Origin of the sequence: Streptomyces sp. NBC_01166, assembly GCF_045039765.1 — a bacterium.
Taxonomy (GTDB): domain Bacteria; phylum Actinomycetota; class Actinomycetes; order Streptomycetales; family Streptomycetaceae; genus Streptomyces.
The window spans coordinates 3,246,590-3,268,420 of record NZ_CP108613.1; the positions used below are offsets into that span (position 1 = coordinate 3,246,590).

Here is a 21,831-nt window from a genome sequence, read left to right on the forward strand (position 1 = left end):
CCCCACCTCACGTCACCCCACCAGCAGGTCCCGCTTCAGCTCGCGGATGTCCTTGGCGTCCAGGCCGAGCGCCTTCTTCTCGTACGTGCCGAACGAGCCGAACGTCTTCCCGACCTCCTGGAAGCCGGAGTTGAGGTACTCGGGGCGCACGTCCAGCAGCGGCTTGTACACCGCCGCCTGCTCGGCCGGCATCGAGGCGAGGGCTGCCGCGTTGGCCTCGGCGCGGTAGTCGTTGGAGGCCAGGTAGTCCTCCATGACCGTGGAGCGCGGGACGCCTAGCGCCGTGAGCAGGGCCGCGTTCGCCCAGCCCGTGCGGTCCTTGCCCGCCGTGCAGTGGAAGACGAGGGCGCGCGAGTCCTCGTCCGCGACGCTGCCGAGGACGGTCCGGTAGGCGGCCTTGGCGGTGTCGCCGCTGACCATGAACTTCTCGCCCTCGACCATCATCGCGACCCCCTCTTCCGGGGTCGTCGGCATCTCGGTGAAGGCCGGTGACCCCGCCAGCACGTCCGCCACGACGTGCGTGGCACCCGCCGGGACGCGGTCGGGCGCGGCCGAGCGCTCGGACTCCGTGCGGAGGTCGTGGACCGTACGGATCGACAGCCGCCGCAACTTCGCCAGATCGGCGGTGGTCAGCTTGTCCAGGGCGTCGGAGCGGTAGATCTCGCCCATCTTCACCCAGTGGCCGTCGGCGGTGCGGTAACCACCCGCGTCACGGAAGTTGACCGATCCTTCGAGCGCGACGAGCCGGTCGGCGAGGCGCAGGGAGCCACCGTGCTCGGGCACCAGGTCGAACCACTGGCGGTCGGCGGCGGGCAGCCCCCGCACGGTGACCTTGCCGGTCGCCCCGCCGGAGGCCACCGTGCGCCCGTTCGCCTTGACGGCGACGCGGCGTATGCCGGGCGCCTTCCACTCCACCGTGTACGAGCCGTCGTCCGCCGCGGTGACCTCGGCCTGCGTGAACGGGATGCGCGCGCGCGAGCCCTGCGCGGGGCCTGCGGGGGCGCCGTGTGCCGAGACGGCGGGAGCGGTGATCCCTACGAGGAGCGCGGCGGCCAGGGCGCAGGAGGAGGCCTTTACACGAGTCATGTGCGTCATGGGGTGATGGTCGGAGGGCTCGACGTGTGCTGCCGTAATGGCTGGTGAACACAGCCGTAAGGCGAACCGAACACCACGATCCGCCGCGCGGCGGGAGCGCGCACCCCTCTGCTAACGGCTCGTCAGGCCGTGGAACGCCGTGAGGACCAGCACGATGCTGCTCGCCCAGAGCGTGACCGCCCCGGCCAGGGCACCCCTCGCGGCGGGAAGACCGGTGGGCCGGTCCCGCAGCGTGGCGACCGTCCAGCCGCACACGGCCCCCGCCACCGGGAGACCGGTGATCAGCAGGGCACTCCGCTGCAGGGCCCGCTTCGTCTCGTGGTTGGCCTGCCAGTCGGTGGCGCTCTTGTGCTGGAGCGCGTCGGTGGCGCCGTACCAGAGCATGATCACGAGGGGGAGCAGCAGAACGGCCGTGACGACGAGGTCGGTGACGACCTTGCGCCGCGTGTGCCGCGTGGTGTTCGTGCCGGCGTCGGTCATCCGGACAGGATGCGCGGAGCGGCCGCACAGCACCACCCGTACGCGTACTCATGCGGAGGCGGGCCGAGCGAGCGGTCCGCCGCCCGAACAAGGCCTCTACCGGGCGCCGCCCAGTCGCTCCTGGATCCAGGCGACGCCGTAGCGCACGACCTCCTCGGCCTCGAAGAGGTGGCTGTCGGCGGCGCCGACCCTGCCCCGGCGGCCGATCCCGGCGGCCAGCATGTCCCGGACGATCGTCTCGAACGGGTCCTGGCCGTCCGGCGAGACGGTGGAGTAGTCGAAGGCCCCCTTCGACGAGTCGATGTCCCGGAAATGGTGCCAGACGCGCCGCCCGTCGTTGTCCAGGACCGGCTGCTCGTACTCGACGAACCGCTTGCCGGGCGCCTCGGCGAGCGCCTCGGCGTGGTGCAGGAGAGTGAGGGTCTCCAGCGGCGCGCCCAGCATCAGCACCCGCCCGCCCAGGGCGACCAGCCGGGCCAGCGGACTGCCGGGCCCGTGCGGGTCGTCCCACGGGTGGTCGGCCATCAGCTCGACGGCGGCCGCTCCGAGCGCGGCGCAGCTCACGTCGGGATGCCGGCTGCGGACGGACCCCGGCCACCGGCGCAGCGCCTCGGGGAGCCGGCCGTTGTCATGGTCCGCCTCACTCAAATCCGGTTCGTACGCCGGATGCTCTGCGTGCACGGCGTCCCGCCACGCCTGCGGCCACGTGGCGAAGTCGTACGGCAGGGCGTCGTTCCAGCCGCAGGTCACCATCAGGGTCCCGCGCTCCCCCACGACGTCCCGCAGGGCACCGATGAGGGTCTGGGGGCCGCCGGCCACGTAGCCGATGGCGGACATCCGGGTGTGGAACATGACGGTGTCGCCCGCGAGGAGACCCATCGCGGCCAGATCTCGGACGAGCCTGCCACGCGTGACGGGGCCGTCGGCGCGCGCGAGCAGGGCGCCCTGGTCCGGGGGCGGTTGGTTCATGGAGGCGACGGTATCGCCTCCTGGACCGCGTCCCCGGCGATGAGGCGACTGCCGAGCCCGGACTCGCCCGACGTGCACTCCGTGCCGATCCCGACCACTTGTCGCACCACGGGAACCGCCTGCCGTGATTCGGCCGTCCTCAGGCCCGAAATACCGCGCGAGTCACAGTGGGTGCCGTGCGGATCACGCCACGCATCCAAGGAGCAGCATGACCGCCCACGGCAGTACGCGCCCCCGTAACAGCCGCCCGAGCAGCACCGGTTCCCCGTCGACGCGCGGCACTCGCACGGCTCTCCGGGACTGCGCGAAGGGCGTCCTGATCCTCACGGTCGCACTAGGTGCCGCCACGGCATGCGGGCCGCTGTCGGACAGCGGCAGCGGGTCGTCGAAGGGCAGCAGCCAGAAGTCCAGGGACTGGAAGGTCGGTGACTGCGCGGGTCCGGACACGAGTCAGTCGAAGGACGGCTTCCAGGGCCTCGACTGCGACGACCCGAAGGCGACGATCAAGGCGCTCGCGGTGAAGGACGGCGAGATCTTCGCCGGGGCCGTCGAGTGCCCGGCCGGGACCGACGAGATCATCTCGGTGAAGGTCTCCTTCGGCGGGGACGCCTCCACCAGCGGCATCCCCAGCAAGACCATCTGCGGCCGCAACCTCTCCGGCGACCACCCCGGGGACGCGGGCGCGGGCGGCGGGCAGCTGGTGGTGGGCGACTGCGTGAGCGACGAGGCGAAGGAAGTGCCCTGCGCGAGCGGCGGGAACAAGGTCCTCGCCCTGACCAAGACCGCCGAGGAGTGCCCGGCGAACGCCGACAACCCGATCGAGCTCTTCCCGAGCCCGGGTCGCCCGTACGACGCGATCTGCACCAGCAAGGCCTGACGGCGGTCCGGCAGGGGGCCCGCCCCGCCGGGGGGCGGGCCACCCGGGGCTCCACGCGGCCAGGAGGCCGAAGTGTGCGCGATCTCTTGACGTGCCCCTGCCGAGGTGGCTTTTATGGGAGCGCTCCCACGTCATCCGATGCTTGCGTTCCGGCACCCACCTTGGAGTCGCAGTGAGATCAGCAACGAATACGGCACGGAAGAGCCCCTTGACCGTCCTGCTGAAGGGCCTGGCCGCCCTTGTCGGCGTCGTCCTGCTGGGCGCGCTCGGCCCGGCCGCGGCGCAGGCCACGCCCGCGCGGGCGGAGACCGCGGCCACCGGCCTGCACATCAGCAACGGACGTCTGCTGGAAGGCAACGGCAACGACTTCGTCATGCGCGGCGTCAACCACGCGCACACCTGGTACCCGGGCGAGACGCAGTCGCTGGCCGACATCAAGGCCTTCGGCGCGAACACCGTCCGCGTCGTCCTCTCCGACGGTCACCGCTGGACGAGGAACGGCCCCGACGAGGTCGCGGGCATCGTCGAGGACTGCAAGGCCAACCGGCTGATATGCGTCCTGGAGGTGCACGACACCACCGGTTACGGCGAGGACGCCGCGGCGGGCACCCTGGACCACGCGGCCGACTACTGGATCAGCCTCAAGGACGTCCTCGCCGGCCAGGAGGACTACGTCATCATCAACATCGGCAACGAGCCCTGGGGCAACACCGACCCCGCCGGCTGGACCGCGCCGACGACAGCCGCCGTCCAGAAGCTGCGCGGCGCCGGATTCGCCCACACGATCATGGTGGACGCGCCCAACTGGGGCCAGGACTGGCAGGGCGTCATGCGCGCCAACGCCCAGGCCGTGTACGACGCCGACACCACCGGCAACCTGATCTTCTCGATCCACATGTACAGCGTCTACAACACGGCCCAGGCGGTCACCGACTACCTGAACGCCTTCGTCGACGCCGGACTACCCCTTCTCATCGGTGAGTTCGGTGGCCCCGCCGACCAGTGGGGGGACCCGGACGAGGACACCATGATGGCCACCGCCGAGCAGCTCGGCCTCGGCTACCTGGCCTGGTCCTGGAGCGGCAACACCGACCCGATCCTCGACCTGGCCATCGACTTCGACCCGAGCCGACTGAGCTCCTGGGGCGAGCGCATCTTCCACGGTGCGAACGGCATCGCCCAGACCTCCCAGGAGGCCACCGTCTTCGGTGACGGCGGCGACCCGGACGACACCCAGGCCCCGACCGCCCCCGGTACCCCGGCCGCCTCCGCCGTGACGGCCACGTCGGCCACCCTGACCTGGGCCGCGTCGTCCGACAACGTTGCCACCACCGGCTACGACGTCGTCCGCGTCAGCGGCGGCGCCGAGACCACGGCCGCCTCCTCCACCGCCAACAGCGTCACCGTGACCGGCCTCACCGCCGGTACGGCGTACGAGTTCGCCGTCTACGCCCGCGACGCGGCGGGCAACCGCTCGGCCCGGTCCGCCACGGTGAGCGTCACCACCGACGAGAGCGGCCCCACGCCGGGCGTGGGCTGCTCCGTGGGATACCGGGTGATCGGCGACTGGCCCGGGGGGTTCCAGGGCGAGATCACCATCCGCAACACCGGCACCAGCGCCGTCAACGGCTGGAATCTCGGCTTCACCTTCGCCGACGGCCAGACCGTCTCCAACATGTGGGGCGGGACCCCCACGCAGAGCGGTGCGGCGGTCAGTGTGGCCCCCGCCGGCTACACGGCCTCGATCGCCGCGAACGGCTCGGTCACGGTCGGCTTCACCGCGACCAGGAGCGGCACCAACACCGCCCCGACAGCCTTCACGCTCAGCGGCACCACCTGCACGACGGCCTGACCCCGGCCGTTCCGCCGGCCGGCAGGCCCCGTCCCCGACCCTGCCGGCCGGCGGCACCCCCTGAGAGGATGGGCCCGTGATCCGCGACCTGTACAACGTGCACACCGTGGGGCCCGGGCCCGGCCCCACCCCTCTGACGCCCGACGAGGAACAGCGGGCCAGGGCAACCCTGTTCACCGAGCTGGGCAACGCGATCGCCGATCGCGGCTGGACGCGATTCCCCGCGTACAGCCCCGAGGAGCGTCGGCGGCTCGTCGCCGTCGGCCGCATGCTGAGCGAGCACTGGGGCATCCCCGTCACCGTCGAGGCGGAGGACGCGTGCGCCATGCGCCTCTCCCTGGCGGGACACGCCCTGAGCGCCTGACGGCGGAGCCGCCAGGCCACCATGACTCCATGACCTCTCACGCAACACCCGTGCAGGCACTGCTCGTTGTCGACGTCCAGCGGGCCTTCGTCCGCGGCGACGGTGCGCTTCCCGAGGCCGCGCGCCTCGTGGACCGGACGGCGGACCTGATCGCTCGGGCACGGGCGGCCGGGGCGCTCGTCGTCCACGTCCAGAACGACGGAGCGGCCGGTACGGACGACGAGCCCCACACCGCCGGCTGGGAGCTCCACCACCACGTCGAGGCGGGGCCCACGGAAGTGGTGATCCGCAAGACCCACGACGACGCGTTCCAGGAGACCTCGCTGGCAGCCCTGTTGACCGCGTCCGGGGTGCGGTCGCTCGCCGTCTGCGGCCTGATGTCCGAGATGTGCGTGCAGGCGACGGCACGCACGGCCGTGGCGCTCGGCTACCGGGTCACCCTGCCCCACGACGCCCACGCGACGCACGACATCCCCGCGGAGCCCGGGATCAGCGCGGCGGTGCCGGCTGCCACGGTCTCGCGGGTCGCGGCCTGGCCCCTCAGCAGGGACGCCGATGTCACCGCCCGCGCCGCGGACGTGGCTTTCGCGGCGCCTTCGCCCACCGGTTCCTGAACTCCCCTCCCTGGCACGGCGTCCAGCCGAAAGTTTTCGAAGCTTTCGGAGCATTGACCGAAATTTATCGGAGCAGCTAGCCTGCCGCTCGAATCCCCGGACGCCGGTGAAGAAGCCGTCCACACCTGTGGATTCATCCTGCTTCCCCCACCCAGCCAGAGGGAGCACCACCGTGATCCGAAGATCGTCGATCCTCAGCCTGTTCGCCGCCGCCGCGGTCACCGCCGCCGTCGTCACCCCCGCTCTCGGCGCCGGGGACGGCCACGGCCCCGGCAGCTCACCGGCGCCCGGCGAGCGCAACGCCCGCTGGGTGAGCACCTGGACGTCCATGCCGCAGCTGACGGAGCCGGGCAACATGCCCCCTGCCCCGTTCACCCAGGACGGATCGGTCCTCGACGACGCGACCCTTCGCCAGACGGTCCACGTGTCCACGGGCGGTGAGCACATCCGGCTCCGCTTCTCGAATGCTTTCGGTGGCACCGCGCTGCCGATCACCAAGGTGTCGGTGGCCCTGCCGCTCGACGGCGGAGCGGGGGTCAGCGCGGTGAAGGCGGGGACCACGCGGCCCGTGACCTTCCAGGGCCGCTCCTCGGTATCGGTCCCGGTGGGCGCCCAGGCGGTCTCCGACCCGCTGGACTTCGCGCTCGCGCCTGGGTCCAACCTCACGGCGACGGTGTATCTGGCGACCGGGCAGGCGTCCACGTCCATCACCTCGCACCCCGGTTCCCGTACGACGTCCCACCTGCTCGCCGGGGACCACGTCAGCGACGCGGACCTGCCCGGGGCGACGCCCACCGACCACTGGTACTTCCTCAGCGGGGTCGAGGTCTGGTCCAGGAGCACCACTTCGGCGGCCGTCGTGCTCGGCGACTCGCTCACCGACGGCAGGGGCTCCACCACCAACATGAACGACCGCTGGCCCGACCTGCTGCAGAAGCGGCTGAAGGCCGGTGCCGCCACTTCGAAGACCGCCGTCGTCAACCAGGCGGCCGGCGGGAACCGGCTGCTCAAAGACGGCCTGGGGCCCAACGGCCTGGCCAGGCTCGACCGTGACGTCCTGGCGCAGAGCGGCGTGGACTGGCTGGTCGTCTTCGAGGGCATCAACGACATCGGCACCGCCGAAGCCACTCCGGCCGCCCAGAAGCAGGCCGCGGCCGACGTCATCGCCGCGTACGAGCAGATCATCACCCGGGCCCACACCCAGGGCATCCGCGTCTACGGGGCGACACTGACCCCGATGGGCGGCAACACGGGGTACGACGACCCGGACGGCTACCGCGAGCAGGCACGGCAGACCGTCAACACGTGGATCCGCACGAGAGGGCGCTTCGACAGCGTGATCGACTTCGACCGGACCGTCCGCGACCCGCTGGAGCCCGGGCAGCTCCGGGCGGAGCTGGACACCGGCGACCACCTCCACCTCAACCCCACGGGCTACCGGGCGATGGCGGACTCCGTCCCCACCCGGCTGTTCCAACAGGCGCCGCTGCCCCGGGGCTTCGGATACAACTGACCCGGCCGTACGGCCTTCCTCCCGGGGGAGGGAGGCCGTACGGGCGGTGCGGTCCGGAGAGCGGCACGTCGGCGGTCATCCATCGCCGTCGATCCTGCTGACCACGCGCCGGAGCTCACGGGCGCCGCGTGGCGACAGCGCCCCGATCACGGTGTCGAGGAGCTCCCGCGCCTCCGACGGATCGCCGCAGCAGTCCCAGTGGGTGTCGCCCAGCTCGTGGTCGCGCCACAGCACGCGCAGCGACTGCCGCCTGTGCCGCTTCCACGTGCGCACGGCCTCGCCGACCTCACCGGGCGCGAGGTAGTTGCGGCTCAGCTCCAGGCGGGTGATCTCGGCGAGCGTGCGTGAGGAGAGCCCGTCGACGACGGTGCTCGTGCCGCCGGTCCGGCGAGGGTACGCCCGGCCCTTTCGGAGGTGTCCCGACCGGCTACGCGGCATGGACCTTTCGGTTCGTCGTCATGGCGGTCATGGTGCCATGCGTACGCGCGTTCGTTCCCGTCATTTTCGGCGCCCAACTCATGCGCGGACAGCACCGATCACTTTCCCGTCGTGCGGCAGTCTTCATGGCAGTGGATCCGGAACGGAAAGAGGAGCGAGAGCCGTGCGCATCGTCATCAACGAGTTCATGAGCCTCGACGGCGTCGTGCAGGCGCCCGGCGGGCCCGAGGAGGACACCGACGGCGGCTTCACGCAGGGCGGATGGACCCATCCGTACTTCGACGAGGTGGTGGGCGGGGCCTTCGACGCCGCGCTGAAGGACGCCGACGCGCTGCTCTTCGGACGCCGTACGTGGCAGAACATGGCCGCGGCGTGGCCGGAGCGGGCGGGCGACCCCTTCGCCGACCGGATGAACTCCATCCCGAAGCACGTCGTCTCCAGCACCCTCGGGGACGACAAGCTGACGTGGACCAACACCACCCGCATCCCCGGCGACTCGGCCGTCGCCCGCATCCGGGAGCTGCGCGCGGCCGAGGGCCGCGACCTGCTGCTCATGGGGAGCCCCACGCTCGCGCGGACCCTGCTGCACGAGGGCCTCGCCGACGAGCTGCGGCTCCTGATCATGCCGGTGATCGTCGGCGGCGGTAAGACGATCTTCCCCACCGACGGTGCGCTGCGCCCGCTCGAACTGGTGTCGACGGTGATCAGCGGCACGGGCGTGCACGTGTGCACCTACCGGGCCGCCGACCCGGCGTAGAGAGTGTCCGCGGGCCCGGCGGCGTCACCGCTGAGAAGCTGCTGTCATGGCCCCTCTGCCCCGGATCGCCCCCATGCTCGCCACCCCCGGCCACCTGCCGTCGGCCGCCGTCGACGAGCAGTGGGCGTACGAGGTGAAGCAGGACGGCCAGCGCGCCATGGTCTATCTGCCGGGGGATGGATCGGTCGAGCTGCTGGCCAGGTCGGGGGCCGTCATCACCCCCGCGTATCCGGACCTGGCCGCGCTCGGGCCCGCGCTCGGTGGCGTACCGGCGGTACTGGACGGCGAGATCGTCGCGCTGGACGACCAGGGGCGCAGCGACTTCGAGCGGCTGCAGTCGCGGATGGGGCTCTCCGGGTCTCCCGCGAAGGCAGCCCGCATGGCGCAGCGGGTGCCGGCGCACCTGGTGCTGTTCGACGCCGTGTTCCTGCGGGACCGGAGCCTCGTGCCGTCGCCCTACGCCGAGCGCCGGGCGGCACTGGAGGAGCTCGCGCTGGACGGACCGCGCTGGTCGACGCCCTCGGTGGTCGTGGGGCACGGCGAGGAGGCCCTCACCATGACCCGGGAGGCCGGGCTGGAGGGCGTGATCGCGAAGCGGCTGACCTCGGTGTACGAGCCGGGGGTCCGCTCCCGCACGTGGATCAAGATCCGCCACGCCCGCACGCTGGACGTGATCGTCGGGGGCTGGGTGCCCGGACGCGGCCGGCTCGGCGGCCTGCCGGGCGCGCTGCTGGTCGGCGAGCGGCATCCGGGCGGTCTGCGTTACGCGGGCAGCGTCGGGACGGGGTGGAGCGACGCCGAACGGACCAGGCTCGCCGAACTGCTCCGTGTCGCCGCGGTCGACACCTGCCCCTTCGACGAGACGCCCCCGGTGGCCGGGGCGCGCTGGGTGCTGCCGCGGCTGGTCGGCGAGGTGCGGTACTCGACGCGGACGAAGGCGGGGAAGCTGCGCCAGCCCTCCTGGCACCGGCTCCGCCCGGACCTGGCACCCGACGACATCGGGTGACGGGGCCCGGCCGTCACCCCATGCCGCGTGGGTGACGGGGCCGGCCGCCAACCCCATGCCGCGTGGGTGACGGGACCGGCCGCCAACCCCATGCCGCGTGGGTAACGGGGCCGGCCGCCACCCGAGGTCGTCGGGCGACGCTCAGGAGGCGGTCCGCTTCTTCGCCGCCGTCTTCCTCGCCGGCTGCTTCTTGGCCGCCGTCTTCTTGGAGGCCGTCTTCTTCGCCGCAGGGGCGGCCTTCTTCCGGGCGCGGGACTTCCCTGGCTTCATCTCGTGCACGGTCGCGTCCTCGCCCCGCGTCTCCTTGGCCGCCTTCACCGAGGCGTTCAGCGCGGCCATCAGGTCCATGACCTTGCCCGGCTCCTCCTCCTCTTCCCCTGCCGCCGCCGGGAGCGCCTTGCCCTCGGACTTGGCCGCGAGCAGCTCCTCCAGGGCCTCCCGGTAGCGGTCACGGAAGCCGGAGATGTCGTCCAGGGCCATGCTGTCGGTGAGCTGCACGGCGCGTTCGATCTCGTCCTCGTCGAGCTCCGTCTCGCGGGGGGCGAGGGACTCCGGGCTGCGGATCTCGTCCGGCCAGCGCATCGAGTGCAGCACGATCGCGTCCTCCCGCACCCGCAGCAGGCCGAGCCGCTCACGGTTGTGCCAGGCGAACTTCGCCACGGCGACCTTGTCGCTGCGCTCCAGCGCCTTGCGCAGCAGGGCGTACGGCTTCGCCGCGACCTGCCCGTCGACCGCGAGGTAGTAGCTGTCGCTGATCCTTACGGGGTCGATGCTGTCGGCCTCGACGAACGCGACGATCTCGATGGCCTTCGCCGTCGGCAGCGGCATCCGGTCGAGCTCCTCGTCGGTGACGGGCACGGTCCGGTCCTTGGCGACCTCGTACCCCTTGCCGATCTCGTCCTGCGAGAGGACCTTGCCGTCGATCTCGCACACCTTCCGGGTGCGGATCCGGCCCATGTCCTCCTGGTGGTACTGGTGGAAGGAGATCGAGTGGTCCTCGGTGGCGGAGACCACCTTGATCGGGATCGTGACCAGCCCGAAGCTGATCGCTCCTGTCCACAGGGGCCGCGGCATCCAGTACCTCCATACCCCCCTGGTGGCTTGGCCGGGAGGCGGACCGGAGCGCCTGGAAGGGAGAAACCGACCCGAGAGGGCCGAGGCGCGGCCGGGCCACCGCCCGTAATCACGATCCTCGCGCCCCCGCCCCCGGACCGCATGTGGATCACCCGGGGGAGCTGCCGGTCAGCCGCGCGGCAGGTCCATCTCGCCGACCACCTGGTCCTCGCTCATCTCGCCGGTCATGTGGAAGCCGAGCCGCTGATAGAACTCCTCGGGACCGTGCTCCCCCTGCCCCCAGGTCACCGTCACGCGCTTCTGTCCGCGCCGGAGGATCTCCTCACAGACGGCGTCCACGGCGAAGCGCCCGTACCCCTTGCCCTGCTCGTCCGCGGCGACGGCCAGCCGCCAGAGTCCGGAACGGAGCCGGTTCTCGGGATCAGTGGGGCCACCGAGCCCGAAACGCACGTCGAAGAAGGCCATCACGAAGGCGACCAGCCGGTCACCGTCGTAGACCAGCCGGGGCCAGGCCTTGTCCGGATCGGCGTACGCCTCGGCCAGCGACCGCGCGACCGGGGCGACGAACCGTTCCTGCTCGGGGGCGACCTTCAGTCGGCACGCGTCGAGGACGTTGTCCGAGGTCACCTTTTCCAGGCGGAGCTGCGCAGTCATACGCGCACCGTACGGGCGGACCCGGGCGCCGGGCCATGGAATTCCCCGCCCGGGCCGGCACACGGGTCACCAGGCGGCGGGGCCGTCCTCGTCGAAGAAGCCGCCGGTCGGGCCGTCGGCGCCGACGAGAGCCATACGGACGATGATGTCCGCGCCCTTCTCCACCGTCTTGGGGCCCGAGTGGCCGTTGAGGTCGGTGGCGGTGTAACCGGGGTCGACGGCGTTGAACCTGATGCCCGGGAAGGCCTTCGCGTACTGCGAAGTCACCATGACCAGCGCGGTCTTGGACGAGTTGTAGTCGAGCGCCGCCACGGTGAACTCGACACGGGACGGGTCGTTCGTCGCCGCCAGCGAGCCGAGGCCGCTGGACACGTTCACGACGACCGGGTCCTTCCCGGCCTCCAGCAGCGGCAGGAAGGCCCTGGTCACGCGCACGGCACCGAAGACATTGGTCTCGTACGTGCTCCGCATGTCCGCCCCGGTCACCTCGCCCACCGGCTTGCGTGCGCCGACGATCCCGGCGTTGTTGACCAGGACGTCCAGCCGGCCCGCGTCCTTCGTCACGAAGGCGGCGGCGGCCTCGACGGAGTCCTCGTCCGTGATGTCGAGCTGCACGAAGCGCGCACCGAGCCGCGCCGCGGCCTCCTCGCCGCGCCGGGCGTCGCGGGCCCCGGCGTAGACGGTGTGCCCGGCCTCGATGAGGCGGCGGGCGGTCTCGTAGCCGAGACCCTTGTTCGCTCCGGTGATGAGGGTGATGGTCATGGTGGCGCTCCCGTGTTCGGCGGTCGGTGGGGTGATGCCTCCACCCTGCTCGCGCCGCCGGCGGACAGGGAGTGCCCGCCTCAGCGGGTGGACCGGCAGTACCAGGCTGTGCGGCGGGGCCGCGCGGATACTGGAGGGGTGAGCGCATCCAAGGACGCACCATCCGCACCCTCCAAGACCCCGTCCAAGGCCCCGTCCGGGCACCCGTCCGGCGACCCGGGCTCCAGGGATCTGGGCAAGGCCCTGCACGGCTGGCGGGACCGGATCTCCCCGGCCACGGTCGGGCTGCCCGCCGGCGGGGTGCGGCGGGCGGCGGGGCTCCGGCGCGAGGAACTGGCCCAGCTCGCCGCCCTCTCCGTCGACTACATCACCCGCCTCGAACAGGGCCGCGCCACATCCCCGTCACCGCAGGTCCTCGCCTCCCTGGCCCGCGCACTGCGCCTCTCGGAGGCCGAACGCACCTACCTGTACCTGCTCGCGGGACAACCCGAGCCCGGTCCCGGCCACATCTCGGACCACATCCCGCCGGGGCTCCGCCGACTGCTCGACCAGCTGAACGGCGCCCCGCTGAGCGTCCACGACGCCGCCTGGAACCTCGTCGAATGGAACCCGTCCTGGGCGGCCCTCCTCGGCGACCCCTCCGCTCTGCGCGGCCGCGAACGCAACATGATCTGGCGGCACTTCACCGGCCTGCCTGGCCGGGTCCGCCAGACACCGGAGCAGAAGGCGGACTTCGAGGCGACGATGGTGGGCGACCTCAGGGCTGCCACCGCCCGCTACCCGGCCGACCTGGGGCTGCGCTCACTGGTCAAGGACCTGCGGGAGACCAGCACCGCCTTCGCCGGCCTGTGGGACTCGGGCATCGTGGGCATCCACCGGTCCGGCGCCAAGGCGATCGTCCACCCGGAGATCGGCACGCTCACCCTCGACTGCGACGTCCTGGTCGCCGCGGGCAGCGACCTGCGCGTCGTCGCGTACACCGCGGCCCCCGGCAGCGACGACGCCGCCCGGCTCGGCCTGCTCGCCGTCATCGGCACCCAGGCCATGACCTGATCCGGACGGGTGACACGCCCACCGGCCGGCGCTGCTCGCCGGTGACACCGTCGCGAGTGCACGAACCACGTCGAGCAGGCCGACGACGAGCGGTGCCCCTGACACAAGCCGACCCCTCCAGCACCCTTCACTCCTCCTCCACATTTTCATCACAATTCCGCCTCCTTCTCGTGGAAGCCACCACCCCACCGGAACACCGCTGCGAGCATCACCCCCTCAACCGCACAGCAGCACGGAAGCGCCTTGGGGGGCACATGAACACACGCGTGACGAACGGCAGGCTCAGAATGTCGGCGGGGGCCGCGGTCCTGACACTGGCTCTGGCGGGATGCGGGGGCGACGGCGGCGGCACGGGTCAGGACGCCAAGCCCGCGGCGGCGTCCGCGTCGCCCTCAGCCGAGCGGGCGCTCGCGCTCGCCGACGACACGGCGAGCGTGGAGCGCGGCCAGGAGATCGCGATCGAGGCGCTGGACAACGACCTCGTGACGCTGGAGGACGGAACCGACGCCGCGCTCCTGGACACGTACGAGCCCGCCGAGTTCACCGTCACGGTGGAGAGCCCGACCCCGCACGGGACCGTCACGGCCGAGGGCACCACGCTCGTCTACACCCCCGCGGCCGGATACGCCGGAGAGGACGAGTTCACGTACGAGGTCGCGGTGAAGGGGAAGGGCCCGGCGGGCGACAGCGCCGTCGTACGGATCACCGTCTCCGAGCCCACCCCGTCCCCGACGCCGAAGCCGACGCCGACGGTCACGCCGGCCCCGAAGGCGAAGGCCACCAAGCCTGCCGCACCCTCCGTGTACTACGAGAACTGCGACGCCGCACGAGCCGCCGGGGCTGCCCCGGTCCGGCGTGGCGACCCCGGCTACGCCGCCCACCTGGACCGTGACGACGACGGAGTCGGCTGCGAGCCGTACGGATCGTCAGGCGGAGGCTCCACAGGCGGGAGTTCGGGCGGGGGCTCCACCGGCGGGAGCGACGTCTCGTACGCCAACTGCACCGCCGTACGCGCCGCAGGGGCCGCCCCCATCCACCGAGGGGACCCCGGGTACGGATCCCACCTCGACCGCGACGGCGACGGAGTCGCCTGCGAGTAAATCCCCCCGTCAGCACCTCGGCAGCCGCCTCCGGAACCCTCCGCAGGCGGCTGCTCTTTTCCAATCTGCTTCAAACAGGCTATAAATGAGCAACTTCGAGCACCATTCGCCTGGGTTCACGCAGCCCGCATCCGCGAAGGACGCCCATGCCGCTCATATCCACCGGTGTCATCACGCACGGCGCCCGGACCGACGCGACCGGCGTCGGGGCCTTCAACGTCGTGCAGATCGAACACGCGCAGGCCATCGCGGGCGGGGCGGAAGCCGCCGGGCTGCCGGTGATCCTCCAGGTCAGCGAGAACACCGCCCGCTACCACGGCGGCCTCGAACCCATCGGGCTCGCCTCGCTCGCCGTCGCCCGGGCGGCGGGCGTGCCGGTCTCCGTGCATCTGGACCACGCCGAGTCGGCCGAGCTGGTGCGCGAGGCCGTCCGGCTCGGCTTCACCTCCGTCATGTTCGACGCATCGGCGCTCCCGTACGCCGACAACGTCGCCGCCACCCGCGAGATCACCGCCTACTGCCACAGCCACGGCGTCTGGGTGGAGGCGGAGCTCGGCGAGATCGGCGGCAAGGACGGGGCGCACGCCCCCGGCGTACGTACCGACCCGGACGAGGCCCGGGCGTTCGTGGAGGCCACGGCCGTCGACGCGCTCGCCGTGGCCGTGGGCAGTTCGCACGCGATGCTGACCCGGGACGCCGTCCTCGACTTCGCGCTCATCTCCCGGCTCCGCGACACGGTGGGGGTCCCGCTCGTCCTGCACGGCTCCTCGGGGGTCGGCGACACGGGCCTCGCGGCGGCGGTCGGCGCCGGCATGACGAAGGTCAACATCTCCACGCACCTGAACAAGCTGTTCACCCGGGCCGTCCGCGACTATCTGGACACCCACGCCGAGGCCGCGGACCCCCGCGCCTATCTCGGCCCGGCCCGCGACGCGGTCGCGGTGGAGGTGGCACGCCTGCTGGGCGTCCTGGCGCGGCCCGGACGATAGGCTTGTGAGCTGCGAGCGAGGAGGATCCGGTGGCGGCACACACACGGTGGACCCGGCTGCTGGAGATCCTCGGCGACCAGGGCCATCTCGACGTACTCGACGCCGCCGAACAGCTCGGCTGTTCCGCCGCCACCGTCCGCCGCGACCTGGACGAGCTCGCCCGGCAGAATCTGCTGACCCGCACCCGGGGTGGTGCGGTGGTGAGCGCCGTGGCCTACGACCTGCCGTTGCGCTACAAGGCGGCCCGCAGGGCGGACGAGAAGCAGCGCATCGCGAAGGCCGCGGCCGAGCTGATCCCGACGGGCTCCACCGTCGGCCTCAACGGCGGCACGACGACCTCCGAGGTCGCCAGGGAGCTGGCGCTGCGGCCCGAGCCGTCGGGCGGGGGCGTGGCGCTGACCGTGGTGACCAACGCGATCAACATCGCCAACGAGCTGGCGGTCCGCCCCCAGGTGAAGATCGTCGTCACCGGTGGGGTGGCCAGGCCGAATTCGTACGAGCTCGTCGGCCCCCTGGTCGACTCGGTCCTGCGCGGCCTCGCGCTCGACTACACGATCCTCGGCGTGGACGCCGTGCACGCCCGGTTCGGCGCGGCCACGCACGACGAGTCCGAGGCCGGCGCCAACCGTGCCCTCGCCGAGTGCGCCGGCACGGTGATCGTGGTCGCCGACTCCTCCAAGCTCGGGCGCCGGGCCTTCGCCCAGGTGTGCGAGACCGGCGCGGTGTCGGTGCTGGTCACGGACCGGGACGCGCCCGAGGACGTCGTCGAGGAGTTCACCGCCCTGGGGATCGACGTCCTGCGGGTGTGACCCCGCAGGTCAGCGGTAGTCCTCCGGGTGGCCCTGCATCCACGTGTTGATGCGGTCCCGGGTGCCGATCAGCTCCGTACGGTGCTTCTCCAGGTTCGGGGTGGAGACGTCGCCGTCCAGCGTCGTGCGCAGCGTGCCGATCCAGGCGATGGGCTCCTTGAAGTGGCCAGGGCCCTTCTTGTCCGCCTTCATCGCCTTGTCCAGGCCGTTCAGTTCGTCGTCGACCCGATCCAGGAAGTAGGCGCAGTCGCCGGCTCCGGGCGTGCAGGTGTCGTCCAGCGTCGCCTGGAGCCCGGCGAAGGCGTCGCGGACCAGCTCGGGTGCGTTCGGGTCCTCCTGGATGATCAGCGTGGGTGTCGGTGACGGCGTGGGCATCAGGGATGGCGCCTTGTCGGCCGCGGCTTCGGCCGCGGACGGGTCCACGTACGGGAGGTCACCGCCCGGCCCGTCGGTGGTGGTCGCCGCGCTGCAGCCGACCAGCAGCGCCCCCAGAATTACGGCCGGTACCGCGGCACGCAGGCCGGTACGGATCAACATGAGGCCCCCTCGTCGTGTTGGACCGGAACCTTATCGCCGCCCTCACGGACGCGCCCGCTCGGCCCGAGCCAGGTCCGAAACGGCAGCCACGCACCCATTTGCATATACATACAATCGAGTGCATACTCTTCCTATGTCTAAGGTTCTCACCTCCCTGCCCACCGGCGAGCGCGTCGGCATCGCTTTCTCGGGCGGCCTCGACACCTCGGTCGCGGTCGCGTGGATGCGCGACAAGGGTGCCGTCCCGTGCACCTACACCGCCGACATCGGCCAGTACGACGAGCCCGACATCGCGTCGGTGCCCGGCCGCGCGAAGGCCTACGGCGCCGAGATCGCGCGCCTGGTCGACTGCCGGGCGGCACTGGTCGAGGAGGGCCTGGCAGCGCTCGCGTGCGGAGCCTTCCACATCCGCTCGGGCGGGCGTGCCTACTTCAACACGACGCCGCTCGGACGCGCCGTCACCGGCACCCTGCTGGTCCGGGCGATGCTCGAGGACAACGTGCAGATCTGGGGCGACGGCTCCACGTTCAAGGGCAACGACATCGAGCGGTTCTACCGCTACGGCCTCCTTGCCAACCCCCACCTGCGCATCTACAAGCCGTGGCTCGACGCCGACTTCGTCACCGAGCTCGGCGGCCGCAAGGAGATGTCGGAGTGGCTGGTCGCCCACGGGCTGCCCTACCGCGACAGCACGGAGAAGGCGTACTCCACCGACGCCAACATCTGGGGCGCCACCCACGAGGCGAAGACGCTGGAGCACCTCGACACCGGCGTGGAGACCGTCGACCCGATCATGGGCGTCCGGTTCTGGGACCCCTCGGTCGAGATCGCCACCGAGGACGTCACCATCGGCTTCGACCAGGGCCGCCCGGTGACGATCAACGGCAAGACGTTCGCCACCCCGGTCGACCTGGTGATGGAGGCCAACGCGGTCGGCGGCCGTCACGGCCTGGGCATGTCGGACCAGATCGAGAACCGCATCATCGAGGCGAAGAGCCGCGGCATCTACGAGGCGCCCGGCCTGGCCCTCCTGCACGCGGCGTACGAGCGCCTCGTCAACGCGATCCACAACGAGGACACCCTCGCCCACTACCACAACGAGGGCCGGCGCCTCGGGCGGCTGATGTACGAGGGCCGCTGGCTGGACCCGCAGGCCCTGATGGTCCGCGAGTCGCTGCAGCGCTGGGTCGGCTCGGCCGTCACCGGCGAGGTGACGCTGCGGCTGCGGCGCGGTGAGGACTACTCGATCCTCAACACCACCGGCCCCGCCTTCAGCTACCACCCGGACAAGCTGTCGATGGAGCGGACCGAGGACTCGGCGTTCGGCCCCGTGGACCGCATCGGCCAGCTCACCATGCGCAACCTCGACATCGCGGACTCGCGCGCCAGGCTCGAACAGTTCGCCGGCCTCGGCCTCGTCGGCACCACCCAGCCCTCGCTGATCGGCGCCGCGCAGGCGGCGGCGACCGGCCTGATCGGCGCCATGTCCGAGGGCGGCGCGCAGGCCATCGCCTCGCGCGGCGAGGTCTCCCGTGACGACGAGCTGCTGGACCGCGCCGCGATGGAGTCCGGCACCGACTGACCTCCCGGCCCGCCGGCCGACCGGCTGACCGGCCGGCCGGACCGGGACCTTATCCTCGGATTCTCGGCGGTCACGCCGACGGAGACGCAGGAAAGCGAAGGTGGCGGCAATGACGAAGGTCCCGGCAGCGGCAGTGGCGGCGGGCGGACTCGTCGGCGGGTACGGAATCGCCCGCTGGACCGGGAAGCGCCCGCTGGGCGGCGTCGCGCTGGCCGCCGCGGGCTCGGTGGCGGCGTACGAGTGGAACCGGCAGGCCGGGTCCCGCGCGGCCACCGCACTGACCGCCGCCTACGTCGCCGCCTTCGCCGGCTCGCACCCCCTGGCCAAGAAGCTCGGCGCCTGGCCCGCGGTGTTCACCGTGGCGGGCGGCGTCGCCGCCGCGTCGTGGGCGGTCACCCGGCGCGGCACCCGATAGATCCACCGGGGAGCAGCCGCGCGCGGCGGCGTCTCCGAGAAAGTCCGGCCCCAGGGATTGAACACGGGCGCCGCGGGGTGCGTACTGAAGAGCAACTCCCCGCGTGACCCGGGGGCGTGCCCGTCCGACAGAACGGGCACGTCTCCGGTCAGCCTCCCAGCGCGTGTGACACCGAATAGATCGCCAGGCCGGCCAGCGCACCCACCACGGTGCCGTTGATCCGGATGAACTGCAGGTCACGGCCGATGTGCGCCTCGATCTTCTTCGACGTCTGGTCCGCGTCCCAGCCGGCCACCGTGTCGCTGATCAGCGAGGTGATCTCCGTGCGGTACGTCGTGACGACATACGCCGCCGCGTCCTCCAGCCAGCCCTCCAGCTTCGCCTGCAGCCGCTCGTCCGTGGAGAGCCTGGCGCCCAGGGAGATCAGCGACGCCCGGGCCCGCATCCGCAGCTCGCTCCGCTCGTCCTCGGCCGCCGCGATGATCATCGTACGGACGGAGGACCAGGCGGAGGCGATGACGTCCTGGACCTCACCGCGCCCCAGGATCTCCGACTTCAGCCGCTCCACCCGGGCGCGGGTGTCGCTGTCGGTCTGGAGGTCGGACGCGAAGTCCGTCAGGAACGTGTCGATCGAGCCGCGCGCCGGATGGCCCGGCATGTCACGCATCTCCGTGACGAAGCGCAGCAGCTCCTTGTAGACCCGCTCCCCCACCCGCTTGTCGACGAACCGGGGCGTCCAGCCGGGTGCCCCGCCCTGTACCGCGTCCATCACGGAGTCACCGTGCAGGACCAGCCAGTCGTGCGCCCGTACGCAGACGAGGTCGACGACCCTGCGGTGACCGCCGTCCTGGACGATCTTCTCCAGCATCTTCCCCATCCCCGGCCCGACTTCCACCGCGTCCGCCCGCCGGGTGATCGCCTCCCCGACCACCGCCTGCACATCGGAGTCCCGCAGCACGGTCAGCGCACCGCGCAGCGCGGTGGCCAGCTCGGCGGTGACCCGGTCGGCGTGTTCCGGCTCCGCCAGCCACGCTCCGAGCCTCTTGCCGACCCCCAGAGCGTGAATTCGGTCACGAACGACGTCCCCGGAGAGAAAATTCTCGCCCACGAAGGAACCGAGTGATGCCCCCAACTGGTCCTTCTTGGTGGGAATGATGGCGGTGTGGGGGATGGGCAGACCGAGCGGACGCCGGAACAGCGCCGTGACGGCGAACCAGTCCGCCAGCGCACCGACCATTCCCGCCTCGGCGGCCGCTGCGACGTAGCCCGGCCAGCCGCCCACACCCGCGTTCTTCGCCCAGGTGGCGAGGACGTACACGAGCGCGACGAGCAGGAGCAGACCCGTGGCGGTGGTCTTCATACGGCGCACACCGCGCCGCTTCTCCTCATCGGCGGCCGTGTACGCGAACCCGCCCAGTCCGGACCCGCGGCCCTCCGCCCCGGATACCGATCCCTGTCCCGCGTCCTGTTCCATCCGCTCCACCCGTCCGCGTACACGTCACCCAGTGCCGTACGCATTGTCCCTACCTCACCTACTCCTGGGCCGCACGTCGAGTTCCCCAGGGCCTGTCGCATCATGAGAGCGACCCGAACACCGGGCCGGACACCGCAAGGAGAACCACCACAGATGCCCAGGCGCCAGGGGTATGCCCTGCTCATCGCCCTCGTAGCAGGCACCGTCGCGCTCGCCGCCGCCGTCGCGTTCGGTACATCGCTCATCGCCGCGAAGAGGCAGGAACCGCTGAGCGGCTCCCAGACCCATGCGGCGGCACGCAATCCCGCCGCACCGGCCAACTCCCTCGGCACCTGGGTCGCCACCTGGACCGCGGCTCCCGTCAGTGCGGAGCCGAATTCCGCACAGGGCTACCCCGGCAGCACCATCCGCAACATCGTGCACACCAGCGTCGGCGGCGACGCCGCCCGCATCACGCTGTCCAACCTCTTCGGCGCCGCACCGCTCGTCATCGACCAGGCCACCGTCAACACCCGCCAGGTGACCTTCCGCGGCCGGCCCACCGTCACCGTCGCCGCCGGCCTCCAGGTCGTCAGCGACCCGGTCGTGGTGCCCGTCGCCCCGGACGCCGATCTGGAGGTCACTCTCCGCACCCCGTCCGGCGGCGGGCCCGTCACCCAGCACCAGAACGCGCACCAGACGTCCTACCTGGCCGACGGCCGGGGCACCTGGAGCACCACCCGGTGGCGCTACCTGACGGCCGTCGACGTCCGCAACGAGGCGTCGCCCGGATCGATCGTCGTGCTCGGCGACTCCCTCACGGCGGGCAGCGGCTCCACGACCGACGCCAACACCCGCTGGCCGGACGTCCTTTCCGACCGGCTGCGGCACGCCTACGGCGTCGCCAACCAGGGGATAGCCGGCAACCGGCTCCTGCGCGACAGCCCGCTCACGGTGGACGGCGTCAGGAACGTGGGCGGCCGGAGCGGTGCCCACCGCTTCGAGCGCGACGTCCTGTCCGTCGCCGGAGCGAAGACCGTGATCATCGCCCTCGGCATCAACGACGTACAGCAGTACCCCCAGGAGCCCGACCCCCAGCGCATCACGGCCGGGCTCCGCGCCCTCACCGAGCGCGCCCACGCCCAGGGGCTGCGGGTCGTCGGGGCGACCCTGACGCCCTTCCAGGGCTACTCCACCTGGTCGCCCCGGAGCAACAGCGTGCGTCTGGCCGTCAACAAGGAGATCCGCTCCGGCCGGATCTTCGACGCGTTCGTCGACTTCGACCGCGCCGTACGCGACCCCTACGCGCCCAACCGGATCCTGCCCGAGTACGACTCCGGAGACCGGCTGCACTTCAACGACGCCGGCTACAACGCACTGGGCCACGCGATCGACCTCGGCGCCGTGGACGGGACGCCGAAGGCCGACACCTTCTGAG

The 21,831-nt window shown here is 71.8% G+C and carries 23 protein-coding genes; 14 read left to right on the forward strand and 9 right to left on the reverse strand.

Annotated elements, in window-relative coordinates; genetic code table 11:
* Positions 1 to 12: 12 nt before the first annotated feature.
* From OG379_RS14935 to aac(3), 3 genes are all read right to left on the reverse strand, one after another.
* Positions 13 to 1,095 (reverse strand): tyrosine-protein phosphatase, encoded by a 1,083-nt coding sequence (locus OG379_RS14935; RefSeq protein ID WP_405662936.1) that lies wholly within the window; start codon positions 1,093 to 1,095, stop codon positions 13 to 15.
* A 111-nt stretch (positions 1,096 to 1,206) separates the two neighbouring features.
* Positions 1,207 to 1,575, reverse strand: a complete 369-nt coding sequence (locus OG379_RS14940; protein WP_405662938.1) for a hypothetical protein — start codon at positions 1,573 to 1,575, stop codon at positions 1,207 to 1,209.
* A gap of 96 nt (positions 1,576 to 1,671) precedes the next feature.
* Positions 1,672 to 2,544, reverse strand: a complete 873-nt coding sequence (aac(3), locus tag OG379_RS14945; protein WP_405662941.1) for an aminoglycoside 3-N-acetyltransferase — start codon at positions 2,542 to 2,544, stop codon at positions 1,672 to 1,674.
* 208 nt (positions 2,545 to 2,752) lie between these two features.
* Here aac(3) and OG379_RS14950 point away from each other — a divergent pair, with 208 nt between their 5' ends.
* The 5 genes from OG379_RS14950 to OG379_RS14970 all read left to right on the forward strand — a co-directional run bounded on the left by OG379_RS14950 (position 2,753) and on the right by OG379_RS14970 (position 7,764).
* A complete protein-coding gene (locus OG379_RS14950) occupies positions 2,753 to 3,421 on the forward strand; it encodes a hypothetical protein (RefSeq protein ID WP_405662943.1) in 669 nt (222 codons plus the stop codon).
* Between the two features lie 172 nt (positions 3,422 to 3,593).
* Entirely contained in the window at positions 3,594 to 5,273 is a 1,680-nt protein-coding gene (locus OG379_RS14955) for a cellulase family glycosylhydrolase (RefSeq protein WP_405662945.1), read from the forward strand.
* A gap of 76 nt (positions 5,274 to 5,349) precedes the next feature.
* Positions 5,350 to 5,637: a hypothetical protein gene (locus tag OG379_RS14960; RefSeq protein WP_405662947.1), complete on the forward strand. Its 288-nt coding sequence runs from the start codon at positions 5,350 to 5,352 to the stop codon at positions 5,635 to 5,637.
* A 29-nt stretch (positions 5,638 to 5,666) separates the two neighbouring features.
* Positions 5,667 to 6,251: a cysteine hydrolase family protein gene (locus tag OG379_RS14965; RefSeq protein ID WP_405662949.1), complete on the forward strand. Its 585-nt coding sequence runs from the start codon at positions 5,667 to 5,669 to the stop codon at positions 6,249 to 6,251.
* A gap of 172 nt (positions 6,252 to 6,423) precedes the next feature.
* Positions 6,424 to 7,764 (forward strand): SGNH/GDSL hydrolase family protein, encoded by a 1,341-nt coding sequence (locus tag OG379_RS14970; protein ID WP_405662951.1) that lies wholly within the window; start codon positions 6,424 to 6,426, stop codon positions 7,762 to 7,764.
* A gap of 75 nt (positions 7,765 to 7,839) precedes the next feature.
* Here OG379_RS14970 and OG379_RS14975 read toward each other — a convergent pair whose 3' ends face one another.
* The gene (locus tag OG379_RS14975; RefSeq protein ID WP_405662953.1) at positions 7,840 to 8,202 is read right to left on the reverse strand and encodes a hypothetical protein; all 363 of its coding nucleotides are present in this window, start codon (positions 8,200 to 8,202) and stop codon (positions 7,840 to 7,842) included.
* A gap of 163 nt (positions 8,203 to 8,365) precedes the next feature.
* Here OG379_RS14975 and OG379_RS14980 point away from each other — a divergent pair, with 163 nt between their 5' ends.
* Positions 8,366 to 8,959 (forward strand): dihydrofolate reductase family protein, encoded by a 594-nt coding sequence (locus OG379_RS14980; protein WP_405662955.1) that lies wholly within the window; start codon positions 8,366 to 8,368, stop codon positions 8,957 to 8,959.
* Between the two features lie 46 nt (positions 8,960 to 9,005).
* Positions 9,006 to 9,965 (forward strand): non-homologous end-joining DNA ligase, encoded by a 960-nt coding sequence (ligD, locus tag OG379_RS14985; RefSeq protein ID WP_405662957.1) that lies wholly within the window; start codon positions 9,006 to 9,008, stop codon positions 9,963 to 9,965.
* A 141-nt stretch (positions 9,966 to 10,106) separates the two neighbouring features.
* Here the strand turns inward: ligD and OG379_RS14990 are convergent, their stop codons facing one another.
* The 3 genes from OG379_RS14990 to OG379_RS15000 form a co-directional block, all read right to left on the reverse strand.
* Positions 10,107 to 11,039 carry a Ku protein gene (locus OG379_RS14990; RefSeq protein ID WP_405662959.1) on the reverse strand — a complete coding sequence of 311 codons (933 nt, stop codon included), beginning with the start codon at positions 11,037 to 11,039 and terminating at the stop codon, positions 10,107 to 10,109.
* 168 nt (positions 11,040 to 11,207) lie between these two features.
* Complete coding sequence (locus OG379_RS14995) at positions 11,208 to 11,693, reverse strand: GNAT family N-acetyltransferase (protein ID WP_405662962.1); 486 nt, start codon at positions 11,691 to 11,693, stop codon at positions 11,208 to 11,210.
* Between the two features lie 66 nt (positions 11,694 to 11,759).
* Positions 11,760 to 12,455 (reverse strand): SDR family oxidoreductase, encoded by a 696-nt coding sequence (locus OG379_RS15000; protein WP_405662964.1) that lies wholly within the window; start codon positions 12,453 to 12,455, stop codon positions 11,760 to 11,762.
* A 231-nt stretch (positions 12,456 to 12,686) separates the two neighbouring features.
* Between OG379_RS15000 and OG379_RS15005 the strand changes: the two genes are divergently transcribed.
* From OG379_RS15005 to OG379_RS15020, 4 genes are all read left to right on the forward strand, one after another.
* Positions 12,687 to 13,508 carry a helix-turn-helix transcriptional regulator gene (locus OG379_RS15005; RefSeq protein ID WP_405668515.1) on the forward strand — a complete coding sequence of 274 codons (822 nt, stop codon included), beginning with the start codon at positions 12,687 to 12,689 and terminating at the stop codon, positions 13,506 to 13,508.
* A gap of 254 nt (positions 13,509 to 13,762) precedes the next feature.
* Positions 13,763 to 14,608 carry an excalibur calcium-binding domain-containing protein gene (locus OG379_RS15010; protein WP_405662966.1) on the forward strand — a complete coding sequence of 282 codons (846 nt, stop codon included), beginning with the start codon at positions 13,763 to 13,765 and terminating at the stop codon, positions 14,606 to 14,608.
* 146 nt (positions 14,609 to 14,754) lie between these two features.
* Positions 14,755 to 15,597: a ketose-bisphosphate aldolase gene (locus OG379_RS15015; protein ID WP_405662968.1), complete on the forward strand. Its 843-nt coding sequence runs from the start codon at positions 14,755 to 14,757 to the stop codon at positions 15,595 to 15,597.
* 29 nt (positions 15,598 to 15,626) lie between these two features.
* Positions 15,627 to 16,406, forward strand: coding sequence for a DeoR/GlpR family DNA-binding transcription regulator (locus tag OG379_RS15020; RefSeq protein WP_405662970.1), 780 nt, complete (start codon positions 15,627 to 15,629; stop codon positions 16,404 to 16,406).
* Between the two features lie 9 nt (positions 16,407 to 16,415).
* Here the strand turns inward: OG379_RS15020 and OG379_RS15025 are convergent, their stop codons facing one another.
* Positions 16,416 to 16,943, reverse strand: a complete 528-nt coding sequence (locus OG379_RS15025) for a hypothetical protein (protein WP_405662973.1) — start codon at positions 16,941 to 16,943, stop codon at positions 16,416 to 16,418.
* A 133-nt stretch (positions 16,944 to 17,076) separates the two neighbouring features.
* Here OG379_RS15025 and argG point away from each other — a divergent pair, with 133 nt between their 5' ends.
* Complete coding sequence (gene argG / locus OG379_RS15030; RefSeq protein ID WP_362926923.1) at positions 17,077 to 18,525, forward strand: argininosuccinate synthase; 1,449 nt, start codon at positions 17,077 to 17,079, stop codon at positions 18,523 to 18,525.
* Positions 18,526 to 18,634: 109 nt separating this feature from the next.
* Positions 18,635 to 18,940, forward strand: a complete 306-nt coding sequence (locus OG379_RS15035; RefSeq protein ID WP_405662975.1) for a hypothetical protein — start codon at positions 18,635 to 18,637, stop codon at positions 18,938 to 18,940.
* Positions 18,941 to 19,088: 148 nt separating this feature from the next.
* Here OG379_RS15035 and OG379_RS15040 read toward each other — a convergent pair whose 3' ends face one another.
* Positions 19,089 to 20,414: a DUF445 domain-containing protein gene (locus OG379_RS15040; RefSeq protein ID WP_393766686.1), complete on the reverse strand. Its 1,326-nt coding sequence runs from the start codon at positions 20,412 to 20,414 to the stop codon at positions 19,089 to 19,091.
* A gap of 153 nt (positions 20,415 to 20,567) precedes the next feature.
* Between OG379_RS15040 and OG379_RS15045 the strand changes: the two genes are divergently transcribed.
* Complete coding sequence (locus OG379_RS15045; RefSeq protein WP_405662978.1) at positions 20,568 to 21,830, forward strand: SGNH/GDSL hydrolase family protein; 1,263 nt, start codon at positions 20,568 to 20,570, stop codon at positions 21,828 to 21,830.
* Position 21,831: the final 1 nt, after the last annotated feature.